The 17,917-nt window shown below is 64.9% G+C and carries 16 protein-coding genes; 11 read left to right on the top strand and 5 right to left on the bottom strand.

The window, feature by feature from the left end; all coding sequences use genetic code 11:
- Positions 1–245: 245 nt before the first annotated feature.
- The 4 genes from gmk (at position 246) to OW493_RS08135 (ending at position 4,375) form a co-directional block, all read left to right on the top strand.
- Positions 246–902, top strand: a complete 657-nt coding sequence (gene gmk / locus OW493_RS08150; RefSeq protein ID WP_289863805.1) for a guanylate kinase — start codon at positions 246–248, stop codon at positions 900–902.
- A 346-nt stretch (positions 903–1,248) separates the two neighbouring features.
- Complete coding sequence (rpoZ, locus tag OW493_RS08145; RefSeq protein ID WP_077379876.1) at positions 1,249–1,500, top strand: DNA-directed RNA polymerase subunit omega; 252 nt, start codon at positions 1,249–1,251, stop codon at positions 1,498–1,500.
- Positions 1,501–1,611: 111 nt separating this feature from the next.
- A complete protein-coding gene (locus tag OW493_RS08140; protein WP_077379874.1) occupies positions 1,612–3,777 on the top strand; it encodes a bifunctional (p)ppGpp synthetase/guanosine-3',5'-bis(diphosphate) 3'-pyrophosphohydrolase in 2,166 nt (721 codons plus the stop codon).
- A 208-nt stretch (positions 3,778–3,985) separates the two neighbouring features.
- Entirely contained in the window at positions 3,986–4,375 is a 390-nt protein-coding gene (locus OW493_RS08135) for a RidA family protein (RefSeq protein ID WP_077379872.1), read from the top strand.
- A 211-nt stretch (positions 4,376–4,586) separates the two neighbouring features.
- Here OW493_RS08135 and OW493_RS08130 read toward each other — a convergent pair whose 3' ends face one another.
- Complete coding sequence (locus OW493_RS08130) at positions 4,587–5,474, bottom strand: NAD-dependent epimerase/dehydratase family protein (protein ID WP_289863804.1); 888 nt, start codon at positions 5,472–5,474, stop codon at positions 4,587–4,589.
- A gap of 71 nt (positions 5,475–5,545) precedes the next feature.
- On the opposite strand from OW493_RS08130, the gene OW493_RS08125 reads away from it, so the two are divergent.
- Both OW493_RS08125 and recG read left to right on the top strand, forming a co-directional pair.
- On the top strand, positions 5,546–6,511 hold the full coding sequence (locus OW493_RS08125) for a hydrogen peroxide-inducible genes activator (RefSeq protein ID WP_077379868.1): 966 nt from the start codon (positions 5,546–5,548) through the stop codon (positions 6,509–6,511).
- The gene (recG, locus tag OW493_RS08120; protein ID WP_077379866.1) at positions 6,508–8,649 is read left to right on the top strand and encodes an ATP-dependent DNA helicase RecG; all 2,142 of its coding nucleotides are present in this window, start codon (positions 6,508–6,510) and stop codon (positions 8,647–8,649) included. Before OW493_RS08125 ends, recG begins: the two co-directional genes overlap by 4 nt.
- Positions 8,650–8,729: 80 nt before the next feature.
- Here recG and yccS read toward each other — a convergent pair whose 3' ends face one another.
- Entirely contained in the window at positions 8,730–10,982 is a 2,253-nt protein-coding gene (gene yccS, locus OW493_RS08115; protein WP_289863803.1) for a YccS family putative transporter, read from the bottom strand.
- Between the two features lie 202 nt (positions 10,983–11,184).
- On the opposite strand from yccS, the gene OW493_RS08110 reads away from it, so the two are divergent.
- Positions 11,185–11,601 carry a DUF2780 domain-containing protein gene (locus OW493_RS08110; RefSeq protein WP_077379862.1) on the top strand — a complete coding sequence of 139 codons (417 nt, stop codon included), beginning with the start codon at positions 11,185–11,187 and terminating at the stop codon, positions 11,599–11,601.
- 83 nt (positions 11,602–11,684) lie between these two features.
- Here OW493_RS08110 and OW493_RS08105 read toward each other — a convergent pair whose 3' ends face one another.
- From OW493_RS08105 to OW493_RS08095, 3 genes are all read right to left on the bottom strand, one after another.
- Entirely contained in the window at positions 11,685–12,041 is a 357-nt protein-coding gene (locus tag OW493_RS08105) for a hypothetical protein (protein ID WP_077379860.1), read from the bottom strand.
- Positions 12,042–12,219: 178 nt separating this feature from the next.
- Complete coding sequence (locus OW493_RS08100) at positions 12,220–12,495, bottom strand: HU family DNA-binding protein (RefSeq protein ID WP_024952843.1); 276 nt, start codon at positions 12,493–12,495, stop codon at positions 12,220–12,222.
- A 274-nt stretch (positions 12,496–12,769) separates the two neighbouring features.
- Positions 12,770–13,954 carry an FAD-dependent oxidoreductase gene (locus tag OW493_RS08095; protein WP_191236405.1) on the bottom strand — a complete coding sequence of 395 codons (1,185 nt, stop codon included), beginning with the start codon at positions 13,952–13,954 and terminating at the stop codon, positions 12,770–12,772.
- A gap of 151 nt (positions 13,955–14,105) precedes the next feature.
- Between OW493_RS08095 and OW493_RS08090 the strand changes: the two genes are divergently transcribed.
- The 4 genes from OW493_RS08090 to phoR all read left to right on the top strand — a co-directional run bounded on the left by OW493_RS08090 (position 14,106) and on the right by phoR (position 17,885).
- A complete protein-coding gene (locus OW493_RS08090) occupies positions 14,106–14,753 on the top strand; it encodes a chorismate lyase (protein ID WP_240704350.1) in 648 nt (215 codons plus the stop codon).
- Between the two features lie 30 nt (positions 14,754–14,783).
- Entirely contained in the window at positions 14,784–15,665 is an 882-nt protein-coding gene (gene ubiA, locus OW493_RS08085; RefSeq protein WP_084207713.1) for a 4-hydroxybenzoate octaprenyltransferase, read from the top strand.
- A gap of 227 nt (positions 15,666–15,892) precedes the next feature.
- A complete protein-coding gene (gene phoB / locus OW493_RS08080) occupies positions 15,893–16,582 on the top strand; it encodes a phosphate regulon transcriptional regulator PhoB (RefSeq protein ID WP_077379851.1) in 690 nt (229 codons plus the stop codon).
- A gap of 7 nt (positions 16,583–16,589) precedes the next feature.
- Positions 16,590–17,885: a phosphate regulon sensor histidine kinase PhoR gene (gene phoR / locus OW493_RS08075; RefSeq protein WP_136939518.1), complete on the top strand. Its 1,296-nt coding sequence runs from the start codon at positions 16,590–16,592 to the stop codon at positions 17,883–17,885.
- Positions 17,886–17,917: the final 32 nt, after the last annotated feature.

The following is a 17,917-nucleotide window of genomic DNA, read 5'->3' as shown; positions in this document are numbered from 1 at the left end:
GTCAGCAAACCGTGCGCTCCCTCATGGGCCCGAGCCGACTCGCGGGCTGGCCGATGCTTGAGCGATCAATGAAATATACGACCATTGTTGCAGATAACGCCACGCCGGCCCAACCGATTCATCACGACAACTGTGGTGCCGGAAGTGCAACATCGGTACATGACACCGTCATGTCTGCCTGCAGCCCAAGCAGGGGTGAGTGTGCGATAATGCGCCGATTCAGCGACAGCAAGCGGATCCCTTCCATGTCTTCGACATCATCAGCACCCTCCACTGCCGCCAGCAACGCCCGTGGCACTCTCTACATCATTTCCGCGCCCTCCGGCGCCGGCAAGACCACACTGGTCAAGGCATTGCTGGAGCGCATGGACGGCATCGGCGTATCCGTCTCGCACACCACCCGCGGCCAGCGCCCGGGCGAGCAGGATGCCGTCAACTACCACTTCGTGGATGTCGATCACTTCAAGACGATGATCGAGCAGGGCGACTTCTTCGAGCACGCCCAGGTCTTCGACAACTTCTATGGCACCTCGCGTCCGGCGGTCGAAGCTCGCCTGAGCAAGGGCGAGGACGTCATCCTCGAGATCGACTGGCAGGGTGCCCAGCAGGTACGCGCCCAGGTGCCGGAAGCCGTCTCCATCTTCATCCTGCCTCCGTCGCGTGAAGCGCTGCTCGAGCGTCTGTCCGGCCGCGGTACCGATGGGGAAGACGTCATCGCCCGGCGCATGCGTGACGCCGTCAGCGAGATGTCCCACTACGACGAATACGACCTGATCGTCATCAACGATGATTTTACTCAGGCATTGGACGAGCTGTGCAGTCTGATCACCGCCGAGCGCGCACGCCGCCTGCGCGTCCAGGCGCGCCATGCCGCATTGCTGGACTCCCTGCTCGCCGGATGACGCCCGTGCACAAAGTCCAGGCATGACAAGGACTTGTTGCGGCCTACGGTGCTGATCATGCGCGCTCTGGTCGCTTACGCCGCCGAGAGCGCGCCATGTCGCGCCACCGGATAGCGCCCTACTTGTCACGCCACAAGGGCGTCGAGTAGACTCGATTCCCTTTCAGAATCATTGGCCGCTGCGCTGTCTCGCCCCTGGCGGGCTGGCGCAGCGGCATTGTGCTTGCGTCGTGTGCGAGATACTGTCAGATGATCAGGGTATGCGGCCCCTAGCGGTCGCGGCACTCTGCGCTGATTACACGCCGACAGCGAACCCCCGAATATCCCGCTATTGAAGGTGCACTGCCATGGCCCGCGTAACCGTAGAAGATTGCCTCGAGAACGTCGACAACCGCTTCCAGCTGGTGATGATCTCCACTCGTCGTGCCCGTCAGCTGTCACGTGGCAGCCGCAACGCCCAACTGCCGTGGGAAAACGACAAGCCGACCGTGCTGGCCCTGCGCGAAGTGGCGGCGGGTCTGGTCAACCGCGACATCCTGAATGAGCCGGTCGAAGCTCCGATCCAGCGCAAGCCGGTGCTGCCGCAGATCGAGGACTGAGCCCCGGCTCTCCCTCTCCTGTACGTGTGCTGATCCGCACCTCCAACGTCGCGCCATCATGGCCATCACGCGGGGTGCGGGCCCGGAACCACCTTGAGCCAAGGCCGCTGAATGTTCACGATCGATGACCTGGCAGACCGCCTGGGCGGTTATCTTCCCGAGGAAGAGATCCGTCAGGTTAGGCGCGCCTTCTATTACGCCGAGCAGGCCCACGATGGCCAGCGCAGGCGTTCCGGTGAACCCTATGTGACCCACCCGCTGGCGGTGGCGAACATTCTCGCCAACATGCACATGGACCATCAGAGCCTGATGGCGGCCATGCTGCACGATGTCATCGAAGACACCAGCGTGACCTTCGAGGCACTGGCCGGCCAGTTCGGCGAGCCGGTGGCCTTGCTGGTCGATGGCGTCTCGAAGCTGACCCAGATCACCTTCGAGGACAAGGCCGTCGCTCAGGCCGAGAACTTCCAGAAGATGGTGCTGGCGATGTCCCAGGACATCCGCGTCATCATCGTCAAACTGGCCGACCGTCTCCACAACATGCGTACCCTTGGTGCCCTGCGCCCCGAGAAGAAGCGGCGCATCGCCCGTGAGACGCTCGAGATCTACGCCCGCGTCGCCAACCGCCTCGGTATCAACACCATCCGTGTCGAACTGGAAGATCTGTCCTTCCAGGCGCTGCACCCGATGCGCTCCGAACGCATCAAGCGTGCCGTCACCGCCGCGCGTGGCAATCGTCGTACCCTGATGCGCGAGATCCAGGCCAGCCTGCAGAACGCGCTGGAGCGCGATCAGCTGCCCGGCTCGGTGATCGGCCGTCAGAAGCATCTGCTGTCCATCTACCGCAAGATGCGTGACCAGCAGAAGCCCTTCAATGAACTGATGGACGTGTTCGGCTTCCGCATCATCACTGATGACGTGGACAGCTGCTATCGCATCCTCGGCGTGGTGCACAATCTCTACAAGCCGGTACCGGGACGCTTCAAGGATTACATCGCGATCCCCAAGGCCAATGGCTACCAGAGTCTGCACACCACGCTGTTCGGCATGAACGGCATGCCCATCGAGGTACAGATCCGCACCCGCGAGATGGAAGCGATGGCCAACAACGGCATCGCGGCCCACTGGCTGTACAAGGCCGGGCAGACCGACCGTCCCATCGGCGCCGGCAGCCACGCACGTGCCCGCGAATGGGTACGCGGCCTGCTCGAGATGCAACGGCATGCCGGCAACTCGCTGGAATTCATCGAGCACGTCAAGAACGACCTGTTCCCCGATGATACCTACGTGTTCACCCCCAAGGGCGACATCATGGAGCTGCCGCGCGGTGCGACGGCGGTCGATTTCGCCTATGCGGTGCACACCGATGTCGGCAACAGCTGCATCGCCTGTCGCATCGATCGTCATCTGGCGCCGCTATCCTCGCCACTGGAGAGCGGTCAGACCGTCGAGGTCATCACCGCACCGGGTGCCAAGCCCAACCTGGCGTGGCTCAACTTCGTCACCACCGCCAAGGCGCGTTCCGCCATTCGCCACTACCTCAAGCATCAGCAGCGCAGCGAGTCCGTGGCATTGGGCCAGCGCCTGCTGATCAAGGCACTCGCCGGCCTGGACATCACCCTCGAACAGCTGCCGCCCCAGCGCCTGGATACCCTGGCGGCGGAGCTTGAGCTGGAAGGCGGGCGTGATGATCTGCTCGAGTCCATCGGTCTCGGTACCCGCGCCGCCTACAGCGTGGCGCAGAGCCTGCTGAACGACAGGATGAGTCCCGCGGCACAGCAGCCCAAGTTCTCGGCCAAGGATGGCAACGTCCAGCCGGAGGACAGTGGCATCGGGCCGATGCAGGTCAGTGGCGGCGACAGCATGGTCACCAGCTATGCACGCTGCTGCCACCCGCTGCCGGGAGAGCCCATCATGGGCCACCTGTCAGCCGGCAAGGGCCTGGTGGTCCATCGTCAGGAATGCAGCAATCTGACCGAGCTGGCCAGCGATCCGGAGCGTGTCTTCCCGCTGACCTGGGCCGAGCAGATTGAAGGCGACTTCACCGTCGCCCTGCGCATCGAAGCCCAGACCCAGCGCGGGCTGATCGCCGAGCTGGCCGAACTCGTCACCGACGCGGAAGCCAATATCGAACGCATCGGCATCGAGGAGCGCGACGCTCACCTGGCCATCGTCAATCTGACCCTGGCAGTACGTGATCGCATTCACCTGGCACGCATCATCAAGCGCATGCGCAACCTGTTGCACGTGGAGCGCATTACCCGCGTCATCAGTTGATCGGATTCAAGGCCGCGTCGTTCGCCACCGGCGGGCGGCGCGGTTTTCGTTTTTGGGACTTCCGCAAGGTCGTCCATGGACACGACGGGCCTCTGCCCGACACCTCGCCGAGACAGGCGAGCAGCGCACTCACAAACACAATCGCAATTCACTGTCACAAGGCAACTGGCACAAGACCAGTAGGAAAGACAGTCACAAGGAGCACAACATGAGCAATCGCGCGATCATCAACACCGACAAGGCACCCGCTGCCATCGGGCCGTACTCCCAGGCCATCAAGGCGGGCAACACCGTCTATCTCTCCGGCCAGATTCCGCTGGACCCGCAGACGATGGAAGTCGTCGAAGGCGGTATCGAGGCGCAGGCGCGTCAGGTGTTCACCAACCTGAGCGCCGTGTGTGAAGAAGCCGCCGGCAGCCTGGGCGACATCGTCAAGCTCAACCTCTACCTGACGGACCTCGATGACTTCGCTCGCGTCAACGCGGTGATGGAAGAGTTCTTCAGCGCGCCCTTCCCGGCGCGTGCCGCCGTCGGCGTCAAGGCACTGCCCAAGGGCGTGGCCTTCGAAGCCGAGGGCGTGATGGTCATCGGCGACTGATCACGGTGGATCTTGCCGCCTGATCTGCCGAAACGTCAGACCTGCTGAAACGTGGTCTGCTGAAACGACAGTGCCCGCCCCGGAAACCCGGGGCGGGCACTGTCAGTTATCGGGCCAGGCAGCCTTGGCTCCCGGCGCCTCGACTTGTCCACAGCCGGTCAGGATGCGTCACGCGCGACCTCCTGTGGACAAGTCAATCGCCGTGCGGCGCTCAGCGTCCGGAAAGCTCGCTCTCCGGTACCGTCACGCCATGCTCCTTGAGCACCTCGGCATAGCCCTCGCGGAAGGTCGGGTAACGGAAGCGATAGCCACTCTCGAGCAGCAGCGCATTGCCGCAGCGCTTGCTGGAGCGACGCCGCAGCGGCGACTGGATCACCTCGGTGGATTCGACCTTGAGCTGACGTGCCAACCACGCCATCACCTCGTGCAGCGGTGCACCATCACAGTCGGTGGCCAGGTAGATCGGCTCGACCGGCTTGCCCTCGAGACTCAGTGCGATCAGGTGCGCCAGCACCCCCGCGCAGTCGTCACGATGGATGCGGTTGGAGTAGAGTGGCGGATTGCTGGCGGCGATGCGCCCATCGCGCGCCTGACGGATCAGCATGTCGCGACCCGGCCCGTAGATACCGGAGAAGCGCACCACGGTGCCATTGAGCGAGGAGTCGAGCAGGACCTGCTCGCCTTCCCGCATCAGCTGCCCCGAGAAGCTGGTGGCGTCGGTGGGGGACTGCTCGTCGACCTCTTCGCCTTCCTTCTGGGAGTAGACGGAGGTCGAGGACACGAAGAATACGCGTGTCGGCGGGTTGGCACGCGATTCCAGCTCCGCGACCAGCGCACGAATGCCATCGACGTAGGCGGCCCGATAGGCGTCTTCGTCGAAGTGGTCAGCGCTCAGCACGTGTACCACGGTGTCGGCATCTGGCAAGCTGGCCAGAGCACCTTCCGCGGTGATGTCCAGTGCCAGCGTCTCGATATCGAGATCCGCCAGCCTGGACACATCGCGTCTGACACCGATGACGTGCTGATCGGCCTTGAGCAGCTCGCGCGCCAGCGCGCTGCCAACGTCGCCACAACCGAGGATGAGACTCGTCTTCTTCACCTTTGCCGTGCTCCTTGGTAAAACGAATCGGTACCCACCGCATCCCAGGATGCCAGTTCCGGGCAGGAATCATGACTCTAACAGAACTCCGCTACATCGTAACCTTGGCCCAGGAGCGTCATTTCGGACGCGCCGCAGAGCGCTGCTTCGTCTCGCAGCCGACCCTGTCGGTGGCCGTCAAGAAGCTGGAAGAGGAGCTGGGAGTCGCACTGTTCGAGCGTTCCAAGTCCACCGTACAGGTCACACCGCTCGGCGAGAAGATCGTTCAGCAGGCCCAGCGCGTGCTGGAACAGTCCAGCGTGATCAAGGAGCTGGCCAATGCCGGCAAGGATCAGCTCTCCAGCCCGTTGCGCATCGGCGCCATCTATACCATTGGACCTTACCTGTTTCCGCATCTGGTGCCGGAACTGACGCGGCGTGCGCCGAAGATGCCGCTCTACATCGAGGAAGGCATGACCGGCGATCTGCGCCGCAAGCTCAGAAACGGTGAGCTGGACATCATCATCGTGGCGCTGCCCTTCACCGAAACCGACGTGCTGACCAAGACGCTCTACGAAGAACCCTTCGAGGTGCTGTTGCCGTCGGGTCACGCGCTGCTCGAACAGGACAGCATCGCCAAGGAGCAATTGATCAATGAGCGTCTGCTGATGCTGGGCGAGGGCCACTGCTTCCGTGATCAGATTCTCGAGGCGTGTCCGGCCATCGGCCATCAGATCAACAACCCCGAGAATACCCTGATCGCCGAGGGGGGCTCGCTGGAGACCATTCGTCACATGGTCGCCTCAGGCCTCGGTATCACCGTGCTGCCCTACTCGGCCACCGGTACCGGCCATTACGAGAGCGGCGTGCTCGAGACACGTCCCTTCAAGGACCCCGCCCCCAGCCGCAGCGTGGCCCTGGCATGGCGTGCCAGCTTCCCGCGCCCCAAGGCGATTGACGTGATCAGCCAGGCGATCGCCGAGTGCTCGACCCGCGCCCGCCAGAGCAACGAGAACGGCATGCAGGGTTCCGCTTCCCAGAGCCACGAACCGGCATGAGCAGGGCGGGCACGGACGCCTCATCTGCCGGGCCCGCCAGCGCCGGTGTCTTTGCCACCGGCGCGCTGGCGCAACCGCTGGACAGCCTGAGCGGGGTCGGCCCCGCGCTGAGCGAGAAGCTGTCGCGGCTGGGACTGGAGCGCGTGGCGGACCTGCTCTTCCACCTGCCGCTGCGTTATCAGGACAGGACTCGCGTCACCCCCATCGGCACGCTCAAGAGCGGCATGGAGGCCGTGGTGGAAGGCGAGGTGACGGCCTGCGACATCGTCAAGGGTCGCCGGCGCAGCCTGCTGGTGCGCCTGCGCGATGGCAGCGGCATCCTCAGTCTGCGCTTCTTCCACTTCTCTCCCGCCCAGCAACAGCAGTTCCAGCGTGGCCACAGCGTGCGCTGCTTCGGCGAGGCGCGTGCCGGGGCCACCGGTCTCGAGATCTATCATCCGGAATACCGTCTGCTCGGTCAGGGCGCGGCCCCGGTGGAAGACCACCTCACCCCCATCTATCCGGCCACCGAAGGACTCAATCAGGCGCGCCTGCGCGGCTTGATCGGCCAGGCCCTCAAGCAGCTCGAGGAGACGCCCCATGAGCTGCCGGACCTGATCCCCGAGGCCCTGCGCGCACGCTTTCGCCTGCCCGGTGTGATCGAGTGCCTGCGTTTCCTGCATGAGCCGCCGCCGGATGCGCCCGTCGATCAGATGAGCGACGGCGTGCATCCCAGTCAGCGGCGTCTCGCCCAGGAAGAACTGCTCGCCCATCAGCTGAGCCTGCGGCAGGTGCGAGCGCGCATCCAGCAGGATGGCGCCCCCTCGTTGAGCGCCAGCGGTGGCCTGAGCACCCGCTTTCTTGCCCAGTTGCCCTTCTCGCTGACCGGCGCCCAGCGCCGTGTGCTGGATGAGGTACGCCGTGACCTGGCGCGCGAAGTGCCGATGCTGCGCCTGGTGCAGGGCGACGTGGGCTCGGGCAAGACGGTGGTGGCGGCAATGGCGGCCCTGATCGCCATCGGTGGCGGCTGTCAGGCCGCCTTGATGGCCCCCACCGAGATCCTCGCCGAGCAGCACTATCGCAACTTCCGCGAATGGCTGGAGCCGCTGGGCATCGAGGTCGCGTGGCTGGCCGGCAAGCTCAAGGGCAAGGCGCGGCTGGATGCCAAGGCGGCCATCGCCGATGGCCGGGCACGCATGGTGGTCGGGACTCACGCGCTGTTCCAGGCCGACGTGACCTTCCAGCGCCTGGGGCTGGCGATCGTCGATGAGCAGCATCGCTTCGGCGTGCATCAGCGCCTCGCCTTGCGCGAGAAGGGCGAGGCCGGCGGCCTGACCCCCCATCAGCTGATCATGACCGCCACGCCGATCCCGCGCACTCTGGCGATGAGCGCCTACGCGGATCTCGATCTCTCGGTGATCGACGAGCTTCCCCCGGGACGTACCCCGGTGCAGACCGTGGCAGTGGCCGACCCGCGGCGCCCCGAGGTGGTCGAGCGCATTCGCGCCGCCTGCGCCGAGGGTCGTCAGGCCTATTGGGTATGCACGCTGATCGAGGAATCCGAGGTGATGACCTGTCAGGCCGCCGAGGTGACGCGTGACGAGCTGACCGAGGCGTTGCCGGAGCTGTCCATCGGTCTGGTGCACGGCCGCATGAAGGCGGCCGAGAAGGCCGAGGTGATGGCGGCGTTCAAGGAAGGCGAACATGACCTGCTGGTGGCCACCACGGTGATCGAGGTCGGGGTCGATGTGCCGAATGCCAGCCTGATGGTGATCGACAACCCCGAGCGTCTCGGCCTGTCGCAGCTGCACCAGCTACGCGGGCGTGTCGGGCGTGGCAGCACCGAGAGCTTCTGCGTGCTGCTCTATCATCCGCCGCTCTCTCAGCACTCCAGGCAACGCCTGGCGGTGATGCGCGAGACCACCGACGGCTTCAAGATCGCCGAGAAGGACCTGGAGCTGCGCGGGCCCGGCGAAGTGCTGGGCACGCGTCAGACGGGACTGGCGGGGATGAAGATCGCCGATCTCGAGCGTGACAGTGACCTGATCGCCCCGACTACCACCCTGGCCGACGCCATTCTCACTGAGGCCCCCCAGGCCGCGGAGCCCCTGATCCGCCGCTGGCTGGGGGAGGCGGCTGGCCAATACGGCGCCGTCTGAGCGCCCTGCCCACCTGTCCCCCAACGCACTCGTTCACCTGGTCACTCGTTCACTTGGCCACTTGCCAGCCGCGCCAGCCCTCAGCTGGCGCGGCTGGCCTTGATCAGCTGGGTGCCGGCACTTTCCAGCGGCTGCAACAGCCGCAGCACCAGAATCAGCTGTGACAGCGCCAGGCGCCCGGTGGTGGACTCGACCTGCTCGATCTCGGCCTCCAGCGCCGCGATCTCATGATCGCTTTCCAGCGTGAGGGTGATCTCGCCGCCCGCCTCCAGCTGCTCTCCCAATGTCGTCAGCTGCTGACTCAGACGCTCGCCATGGCGCAACAGCGTCTCGATGCCGCTGCTGACGGACGAGGTGGATTCCAGTTCGCCACGATGCGCCGCCAATGCCGACAGATACCCCAGCGCGGTATGGGCATGGAGCAGGAAGCCGAAGCCCGGTTCCACGTCACGCCGGAAATGGCCCGGCTCCTTGCGCGCCGTCGCCAGCAGGCTCGAGAAGGCGGCGTCGGCATTGTGGGCATTGCGCCGCGCCAGGCGGTAGGCCAGGTCATCGCGCTTGCCGTGACGATACTGGGACAGCACCTCCCCCAGATAGCGCCCGCTGGTCTTGAGGCTGACACCGGCCTGACGATAGAGCTTGCGGCCCTGCCAGTCCGGCAGGATCAACACCACGGAAAGCCCCGCCAGCAGGCCACCGACCAGCGTATCGAACAGTCGCGGCCAGATGAGATCGAAGCCATCACCGACCTGGTTGAAGCAGGCCAGCACCATCAGGGTGATGGCCGCCGTCGCCAGGGTGTAGCGTGACCCGCGCGTGGCGAAGAACAGCACCCCCGCGACCACGGCGATGCCGGCCTGGAGGGTGGGGGCCGGGAACAGGCTGATCAGCGCCCAGCCGGCCAGCAGACCGATCAAGGTACCGACGATGCGCTGAGCCAGGGTGCGCCGGGTATCGCCGAAGCTGGGCCGGCAGACGAACAGCCCCGTCAGCAGAATCCAGTAGCCCTGGGTCGGGTGGACCGCCAGCAGCACGCCATAGCCGGCCACCAGGGTCGCGGTCAGGCGCAGCGAGTGACGGAAGATAGGTGAGCGCGGGGTCAGATGGCTGCGAATGCGCTCGAGCATGTCCCGCGTGCCGTGAGGCGAGCGATCCAGCAGGCTGTTGTCGCTTTCACTGCTGCTGGCTTCCAGATCGCCGAGTCGCTCGATCTGCCCTTCGATCAATCGCAGGTTGCCCGCCAGCGCCTCCAGCGCCTGCATCAGATGACGCCATTCAGGCCGATGCTGCTGCTTGAGATACTCGAGCGAGGCGTTGAGGTCTTCCAGCGCCTGCTGGCTGTCACTGGCCTCGAAGGGCTGACGCATCAGCAGCGCCCGGCCCAGCCCCTTGCAGGCGCCGCCCTGCTGCTCCAGCAGGCGCTGACAGCGGAACAGGATATCGTGATGGAAGAAGGCATCACTGAGCTGGCCATAGGGGTAATGGCTCGAACTGGCCCGCTCATGAAGGTCCTGGGCGATGAAGTAGAGCCGCAGGTAGCGATCCAGCTTGCTGGTGTCGCGCCGCCCGGCGAGACGCCGGAAGACCATCTCCTTGGTCTGGTTGAGCGCCACGACCACGCGACCATTCTGCTCCGCCAGCGCCAGACGACGCGCCGAGCGATCCACGTTGCGCAGTGGCTCGAACAGCTGAGCCTTGAGAATCAGATAGCGGCCCAGTTCACGGTAGAGGGTCGCCATGCTGTGCTTGAGCGGCTGACGCGAGAACAGCGCGCACCACAGTACCGACAGCAGGCCATACCAGGTCGCGCCGATCACCAGCAGCAACGGCTGGACCAGATTGATGCCCAGTCCCGGCTCACGCAGCCACTCGGGCAGGCTGCGTTCCAGCAGCGCGATCTGCCCATCGCCATGCTGCTGCTCGAGACTGATCATGGTGTACACGGCCAGAATCAGCGAGGCGCGGGCGATGGCCCCGTAGCGGGCATCGATCGCCGCCAGCATCGGCAGAGTGAAGGTGGCCAGCGCCAGGCCGATCACGAAGGGCAACGGCATGCCGAACAGCAGTTCCACCGAGACGGCGGCGATGCTGAAGCAGGCCAGTGTCATGCCCAGCGCGCGCAGTCGCCCGCGCCAATGGTCATCCGTTTCCGCCAGTCCCGAGGCAATCACGCCGAGAAACAGCGGGATCACCAGCGCCATCTCGTCCAGCCAGAACCCTACCGCCATCACACCGCCCAGCGCGATGAGCATGCGCAGCGAATAGCTGAAGGCATCCAGCGTCCACAGTCGACGCAGGGAGTGGATGAGCGAGTGTTGCAGGGAGCGTGTCATGAAGTGTTCCGTGACCAGGGCGCGAGCAGCGCATTAGACTTTAGATTTATGCCGCTAGCATACCACCCTGTTCTGCCGTGTCCGATAGCTCCGGCTCACACAAGCGTTGGCAAGCGCTTCAGGCGCCAAACTCTCCGTCCGTGCCACTCTACCCACTCATGCTACCCACTCATGCCTACCCCGGATTTCATGGAGAATACCGATGCACCCACTCATCGAACGTGTCACTGGCGCCCTCGGGCTGTCACCGGAGATTGCCGAACAGGCGGTCGGCCTCATTCTCAAGTTCGTGCGTGAACAGGGCCCGGATGGGCCGGCGGCATCACTGCTGGGGGCCATTCCGGGCGCCGAAGGGTTGATCGGCAGCGCTGGCGAGGAAGCCGCCGAGTCCGGGGGCGGTGGCCTCATGGGCGGCCTGATGGGGGCGGTCAGTGCATTCACCGGAGGCAGCGGAGGGGGAGCACTGGAGCTGGGCCAGAAGCTGATGGGACTGGACCTGAACATGGATCAGGCACGTGGCGTGGCCGATGAGACGCTGAGCTATGCGCGCGAGCAAGCCGGCGATGGTGTGGTCGACCAGGTCATCGAGGGCATTCCGGGCCTCAAGCATCTGCTATGACACCTTGCGTGCCCTCACGAAAAACGCCCCGCTGAGCAGATCAGCGGGGCGTTTTTTTCGGTCACAACGGCATGGCCGTCGGTTCAGCGAATCCGCTTGAGCAATGACTGCAGACGATTGAGCTGGGCGGAATCCCCGACCAGACGCACGCGCTGCTCCATCATGCCATTCAAGAAGGCCTTGGGAGACGGCTTGAGCAGGAAGGCCACCGCACTCTCAGCATCCGCGAAGCGCAGCTCAAGCTCCGTATCCACCGGCAGACCGGTGCCGGAGGTCACACCTTCCCGAGACATCCGATAATGACGCGCGATGCTCAGATCCTCCGTGGCAACGCCCCAATCCAGCGAACGCGTCTCGAGCTGAGCGCGAAATTCGGGGTCGCGCCGGAAGGCACGCTTGAGCAGCAGGCCCAGTACCCACAACAGCAACTTGAGCTTCATGGCGTCAATCCTTCCTTGAGAGGCGGCACGGTCAAGCGGTCAGCCGCGAACAGCCATCGATACCGTCCATGACAAAATGCCACCGGGCCCGAGTGGCGGAGCCGGTGGCATCGATACTGACATCGGGCAAGCATGGCGGGCCGCCACGCCAGCAGGGGCGCGGCGGCGTGGACCAGACTTACTTGGTCACCGCATCCTTCAATGACTTGCCCGGCTTGAAGGCCACTGTCTTGCTGGCCGGGATGGTCAGGGGTTTGCCTGTCTGGGGGTTCTTGCCGGTACGCGCTGCACGCTGACGCACCGTGAAGGAGCCAAAACCAATCAATGAAACATCGTTGCCCTTGGCGACCGTGTGGGTGATCTCGTCGAGAATCACGTTCAACACCTGACTAGCCTTGTCCTTGGACAGATCCGCACGCTCGGCGATGGCCGCAGCGAGTTCTGGCTTGCGCATGAAAAGCCCTCCTGGTTTGGCATTCTGCACGGGCGGCTCAGCCGCCGATTCATTGTTGTTCTTGCACGGATGTTGTTCTTGCACGGATGTTGCTGCACTTGCTGGCATTGCATGGCGCTTGGGCGATGCGATACCGGGTCCCCCTTTCACGGGGTGAACGTCACCGGTAACACGTCGTCCCTGATTCTCGCCTGACGCTCTGTGACGGAAACTTCACTATCGTGCCTGACTACGCTGGCTTCAAGGGGTCTGCGACCATCGGCCATGGCATCGCCTAGCCTAGCAACGGCGGCGCCTGCCGCGCCAGCTCGACTTTCCTGCGAACGGAGGCGCCTGTCAACGCATATCCAATCAAGCGTTCGTTCGCATCGAGAGCGCGTGCATCGAGATCATCTCCCTCGCCCGTGATGTCCCAGCGCGCCACGGCCGTCCGAGGCGGGTAGGCCACGATGGGCAGCGCCGGTGTCTTGACCAGCACGGGCCAGGCCTTCCAGTCGAGCTCGACCGCCTCGCCGCACAGATTGGCGGCCAGCACCCGAGCCGCGGCCTGCAGGGGCTGCACGTACATGGCATTGACCCCTTCGACACTGGCGCAGTCTCCCAGCGCCCAGACATGCGGCCGGGAGGTGGCAAGGTGGCGATCGACGCGGATGCCGTCCCCACCAGCACTCAACCCCGCGCCCTGTGCCAGCTTGATGCGTGGCGCGAGCCCCGTGGCCAGCAGCACCAGCGAGCCCTCCACCGCATGACCACTCTGCAGCACCACGCTGACGGGCGCCTGCGTTGCCTTGCCGGCGGTGATGGTCTCGACCATCTCGCCTTGCAGCCGACGCACGCCGATGGCATCGAAGGCCTTGCCAAGTCGCTGGCCGAGCGCCTGGGGAAGCAAGCCATCCAGCGGAGTGTCTTCCGCCGCGACCAGGGTGACCTCATGTCCTGCGGCTTTCAGGTCATTGGCGTATTCACACCCCACCAGACCGGCACCGACGATCACGACACGGCCACTCTCCCCCGCCTCACGCGCTGCCGTCAGCGTGGCGCTGAAGGCGGCATAGTCATCGAGATCATTGATGCTCATCACGCGCGAGCCGACCGAGTCATCGATGGGGAAGGGTCGCCGTGGCGCGGCACCGAGTGCCAGCACCAGCTCGTCATAGGCCAGGCATTCCTCGCCCAGCCAGACCTGTCGCGCGTGGGTATCGATGCTCGTCACTCGCTGATGGGTGCGCAGCTCGGCGTCCAGTTCATCCACCAGGGCCACGGAGGTCTGCCGTGCCAATGCCCGGGCGCTCATGCCCTTGGCAAAGGCGGTGGACAGCAGAGGCTTGGCGTAATCGTGGCCACTGTCCTGACTGACCAGGATCAGTCGACTGTCCTTGTCACGCGCACGCAGGGCACGCGCCAGGCCAATGCCGGCCATGCCGGTGCCGATGATGACAAGGGTACGAGGGTCGCGCATGGCGCCATCTCCTGAGATCGATCCGAGAGGAAAAGAGGGTAGTCGGGCCCCAGCATACCAGCCTGCCACTGGCGCGGGCATGCTCACGCTGCAGGCCTTGCGGTTCGGGCGTGCTAGACTCGCCACTTGTCATCCTGACAGGGAATTCATCGTGGTCTGTCACTCCCACTCGGCAGCGTTTGCCGGCAAGATCGCCATCCGGGCCATGTCTCGCTCGGAACTCAGCACTCCCTGCGCTCACCAGAGAGCGATGGACTCGGCGGTCCGCCGCCACTGGCAGCCCGCCGCGAGCCTGCAAGGCGTCATGCCGGCCGGCTGGTGGCCATGGCTGTCCTCCAGCGACTCGCTGACCCAGCGTCTCGATCACGCCATGCGCATGCTCGATGGTCAGGGGCTGCGCGTGCGCCTGCTGCTGCAGGACACCGGCCCTGCCCGGCGGGATGAGGCGCGGATGCTGGGTATCGCGCCACGACGCCATGTCTGGCGGCGCGAAGTGGCCCTGTGTCATGGCGATGAGCCCTGGGTGATCGCGCGCTCGCTGGCGGCGCTGGACCTGGCCCATGGCCACCGTCTTTCGACGCTCGGCGAAGGCTCGCTGGGCCATTGGCTGTTCCGCCAGCCTGACCTGACCCGCAGCGCCATCGATGTCAGCCGGGCGCCACTGAGGCTTGCCAGCACGCAGCCGCTGGCACGCACCGCCAGCCTGTGGATGCGCCGCTCGATGTTCTCGCATGGTCGCTTCCGGGTACTGGTCCAGGAAGGTTTCACCCCTCGGTTCCAGCACGCCCTGGAACTCTGATTCCCCACTGCCGTTCGATCAGGAGTCCTGATGTCAGCGTCATCCGCTTCCCGCCCGTCCAAACTGGCCGATTACCTCGCCCTGACTCGTCTGGACCGCCCCATCGGCACCTGGCTGCTGATGTGGCCGACCCTCTGGGCCCTGTGGCTGGCGGCCGATGGGCTACCGGACCGCGATACGCTGCTGATCTTCGTGGCTGGTGTCTATCTGATGCGTGCCGCCGGCTGCGTGATCAACGACTACGCGGATCGCCACTGGGACAAGCATGTCGAACGCACCCGGGATCGCCCGCTGACCTCAGGACGCATCACGGAGCGCGAGGCGCTGACCCTGTTCGGTGTGCTGGTCGCGGCCGCCTTCGTGCTGGTGTGCTTCACCAACCTGACCACGGTGCTGCTGTCGATCGTCGCCGTGCTGCTGGCGGCCAGCTATCCGTTCATGAAGCGCTTCCATCATCTGCCGCAGGTGGTGCTGGGCGCCGCCTTCGGCTGGGCGATTCCGATGGCCTTCGCGGCGACGCTTGAGGAGGTGCCGACCTATGGCTGGTGGCTGTTCGCGGCCAACCTGATGTGGACGGTGGCCTACGACACCGCCTATGCGATGGTCGATCGCAATGACGATCTCAAGGTCGGCATCAAGTCCACCGCCGTGCTGTTCGGCCGCGCCGACACGCTGATGATCGGTCTGCTGCAGCTGGGCATGCTGGCGGTGTTGATCGGCATCGGCCTGCACCTGGCGCTGGGCATCTTCTACTGGCTGGGGCTGGCCGCGGCGGCCGTGACCTTCGTCTGGCAGCAGCGCCTGATTCGCGAGCGGGAGCGTGGCCCCTGCTTCCAGGCATTTCTCAACAACCACTGGTCCGGCCTGCTGATCTTCGCGGGCATCGCGCTGGCGACCTGGCCAGCTGCCTGACCCCTCTTTCCGGCCAACGGGCCCGAGTCCTCATCCGGTCTGCCAGCGACCTTCCTCGTGCGGCGAGGCGTGACATTCACACCTCGCGAGAGTTGAGGGACTCGCTGGCAAGCCGGGCGGCAAGCTGCCAAGCTGGCCATTGTCATCTCACTGTCATATAAGCAGGTTGTAATCGTCATCGACTTGTCATTCTGGCGCGTGCGCCGACTGCTGCATGGGATCTAGCGATGAGCTCCAAGACCGTACTGATTGTCGACGACGAATCCTCGATACGCGAGATGATCGCCGTCGCCCTGGAAATGGCGGATTACCGCGTGCTGGAGGCCGACAATGCCCAGGACGCCCACGCCATCGTCGTCGATGAAAAGCCCGATCTGCTGTTGCTGGACTGGATGATGCCCGGCACCAGCGGGCTGGAACTGGCGCGCCGCCTCAAGCGTGACGAGACCACGGCGGAGCTGCCGATCATCCTGCTCACCGCCAAGGGCGAGGAAGACAACAAGATCCAGGGGCTCGAGGCCGGGGCGGACGATTACATCACCAAGCCCTTCTCGCCACGCGAGCTGGTGGCACGCCTCAAGGCCGTGCTGCGCCGCACCACGCCCAAGGGCGTCGAGGAGTCGGTGGAAGTCGAGGGTCTGATGCTCGACCCCGCCAGCCACCGCGTGACCGCACACGGCAACTCCCTGGAGGTCGGCCCCACCGAATACCGCCTGCTGCAGTTCTTCATGACCCATCAGGAGCGCGCCTACACCCGCAGCCAGCTGCTGGATCAGGTCTGGGGCGGCAATGTCTATGTCGAGGAGCGCACCGTGGACGTGCACATTCGTCGTCTGCGCAAGGCGCTGGGCGAGGGGCATCAGCACTTGATCCAGACCGTCCGCGGTACCGGTTATCGCTTCAGCGCCCAGGCCTGAGACGCGGATGCGCTACTGGACGAACGAGCTATGGCGGCTGGGCTATCTGGCGGGCGGCTTCGGGCTGGTCGGCGGACTGCTCGGCCTGCTGGGCTGGGGCCTGGCGCTGGGGCTGGCGCTGTACCTGTTCGTCCATCTCAAGCACCTCAAGAGCCTCTACACCTGGCTGATCACCAACCCCCATGAAGAGCCGCCGCCCGGCGATGGCGTCTGGGGGGATCTGCTCGATCGTCTGTATCGCTACCAGAAGGGTCAGCGTCAGGCGCAGGAGCGACTGCGCAGTATCCTCAACCGCATCCAGGAATCCTCGGAAGCGATGCGCGATGGCCTGGTGATGCTCGACAACCACGGCGACATGGAGTGGTGGAACAGCGCTGCCGAGCAGTTGATCGGCCTCAAGGCCAGTCACGACCGCGGCCAGCACGTCACCAACTATCTGCGTGACCCCGTGTTCATCGATTACTTCAATCGGCTGGCCTATCGTGAGCCGCTGACCCTGCAATCGCCGCTCTCCGACAACCTGACCCTGCAGATCTCCATCACCCTGTTCGGTGACAACGAGCGCCTGGTGATGGTGCGTGATGTCACCCGCCTCTACCGTCTCGAGGAAATGCGCCGCGATTTCGTGGCCAATGTCTCCCATGAGCTGCGCACGCCGCTGACGGTACTGGCCGGCTACCTCGAGACCTATTCCGACTATGCCGATGACCTGCCCCCGCGCTGGCAGCGTGGCCTGGGACAGATGCAGAGTCAGACCGACCGCATGCAGCACCTCGTCGAGGATCTGCTGACCCTGTCGCGCCTGGAGACCGACGAGCTGTCGGGCGAAGGACGTCGCATCGACATGGCACAGCTGCTGACACGTATCCGGGAAGATGCCGAAGGCCTCTCGAAGGAGCGGCATGTCATCACGGTGGAGGTCGAGCCCGGACTGGCCCTGATGGGTGAGGAGCAGGAGCTGAGAAGCGCGATCTCGAATCTGGTCTTCAATGCGGTGCGTTACACGCCGGAAGACTGCCACATCACGCTGCGCTGCCAGAGCACCAGCGAGGGCGTGATGGTCGAGGTGGAGGATGACGGTGACGGCATTGATCCCGTGCATCTACCGCGCCTGACGGAGCGTTTCTATCGCATCGACAAGGGACGCAGCACCGCCACTGGTGGCACCGGGCTGGGACTGGCCATCGTCAAGCATGTGCTGATCCGCCATCAGGGCCGCCTGGAGATCGACAGCCTGCCCGGCGAGGGCGCACGCTTCCGTTGTCATTTCCCGGCGGAGCGTCGCTGCGCGACGACTGCCTGACGGTTGCAGCCCCACTGACACGAACGCCCCGC

The organism is Cobetia sp. 14N.309.X.WAT.E.A4 (genome assembly GCF_030397495.1).
GTDB classification, from domain to species: Bacteria; Pseudomonadota; Gammaproteobacteria; order Pseudomonadales; family Halomonadaceae; genus Cobetia; species Cobetia marina.
The sequence above is the reverse complement of the archived record's forward strand: the minus strand, read 5'-3'. Positions and strand labels throughout refer to the sequence as shown.

Bases quoted from the DNA above. Each gene is read 5' to 3' on its own strand.
- ubiA (WP_084207713.1), top strand. From the start codon at position 14,784: ATGTCAGCGTCATCCGCTTCCCGCCCGTCCAAACTGGCCGATTACCTC.
- gmk (WP_289863805.1), top strand. From the start codon at position 246: ATGTCTTCGACATCATCAGCACCCTCCACTGCCGCCAGCAACGCCCGT.
- OW493_RS08125 (WP_077379868.1), top strand. From the start codon at position 5,546: ATGACTCTAACAGAACTCCGCTACATCGTAACCTTGGCCCAGGAGCGT.
- phoR (WP_136939518.1), top strand. From the start codon at position 16,590: ATGCGCTACTGGACGAACGAGCTATGGCGGCTGGGCTATCTGGCGGGC.
- OW493_RS08135 (WP_077379872.1), top strand. From the start codon at position 3,986: ATGAGCAATCGCGCGATCATCAACACCGACAAGGCACCCGCTGCCATC.
- OW493_RS08110 (WP_077379862.1), top strand. From the start codon at position 11,185: ATGCACCCACTCATCGAACGTGTCACTGGCGCCCTCGGGCTGTCACCG.
- OW493_RS08100 (WP_024952843.1), bottom strand. From the start codon at position 12,495: ATGCGCAAGCCAGAACTCGCTGCGGCCATCGCCGAGCGTGCGGATCTG.
- OW493_RS08140 (WP_077379874.1), top strand. From the start codon at position 1,612: ATGTTCACGATCGATGACCTGGCAGACCGCCTGGGCGGTTATCTTCCC.
- phoB (WP_077379851.1), top strand. From the start codon at position 15,893: ATGAGCTCCAAGACCGTACTGATTGTCGACGACGAATCCTCGATACGC.
- rpoZ (WP_077379876.1), top strand. From the start codon at position 1,249: ATGGCCCGCGTAACCGTAGAAGATTGCCTCGAGAACGTCGACAACCGC.
- recG (WP_077379866.1), top strand. From the start codon at position 6,508: ATGAGCAGGGCGGGCACGGACGCCTCATCTGCCGGGCCCGCCAGCGCC.
- yccS (WP_289863803.1), bottom strand. From the start codon at position 10,982: ATGACACGCTCCCTGCAACACTCGCTCATCCACTCCCTGCGTCGACTG.
- OW493_RS08095 (WP_191236405.1), bottom strand. From the start codon at position 13,954: ATGCGCGACCCTCGTACCCTTGTCATCATCGGCACCGGCATGGCCGGC.
- OW493_RS08105 (WP_077379860.1), bottom strand. From the start codon at position 12,041: ATGAAGCTCAAGTTGCTGTTGTGGGTACTGGGCCTGCTGCTCAAGCGT.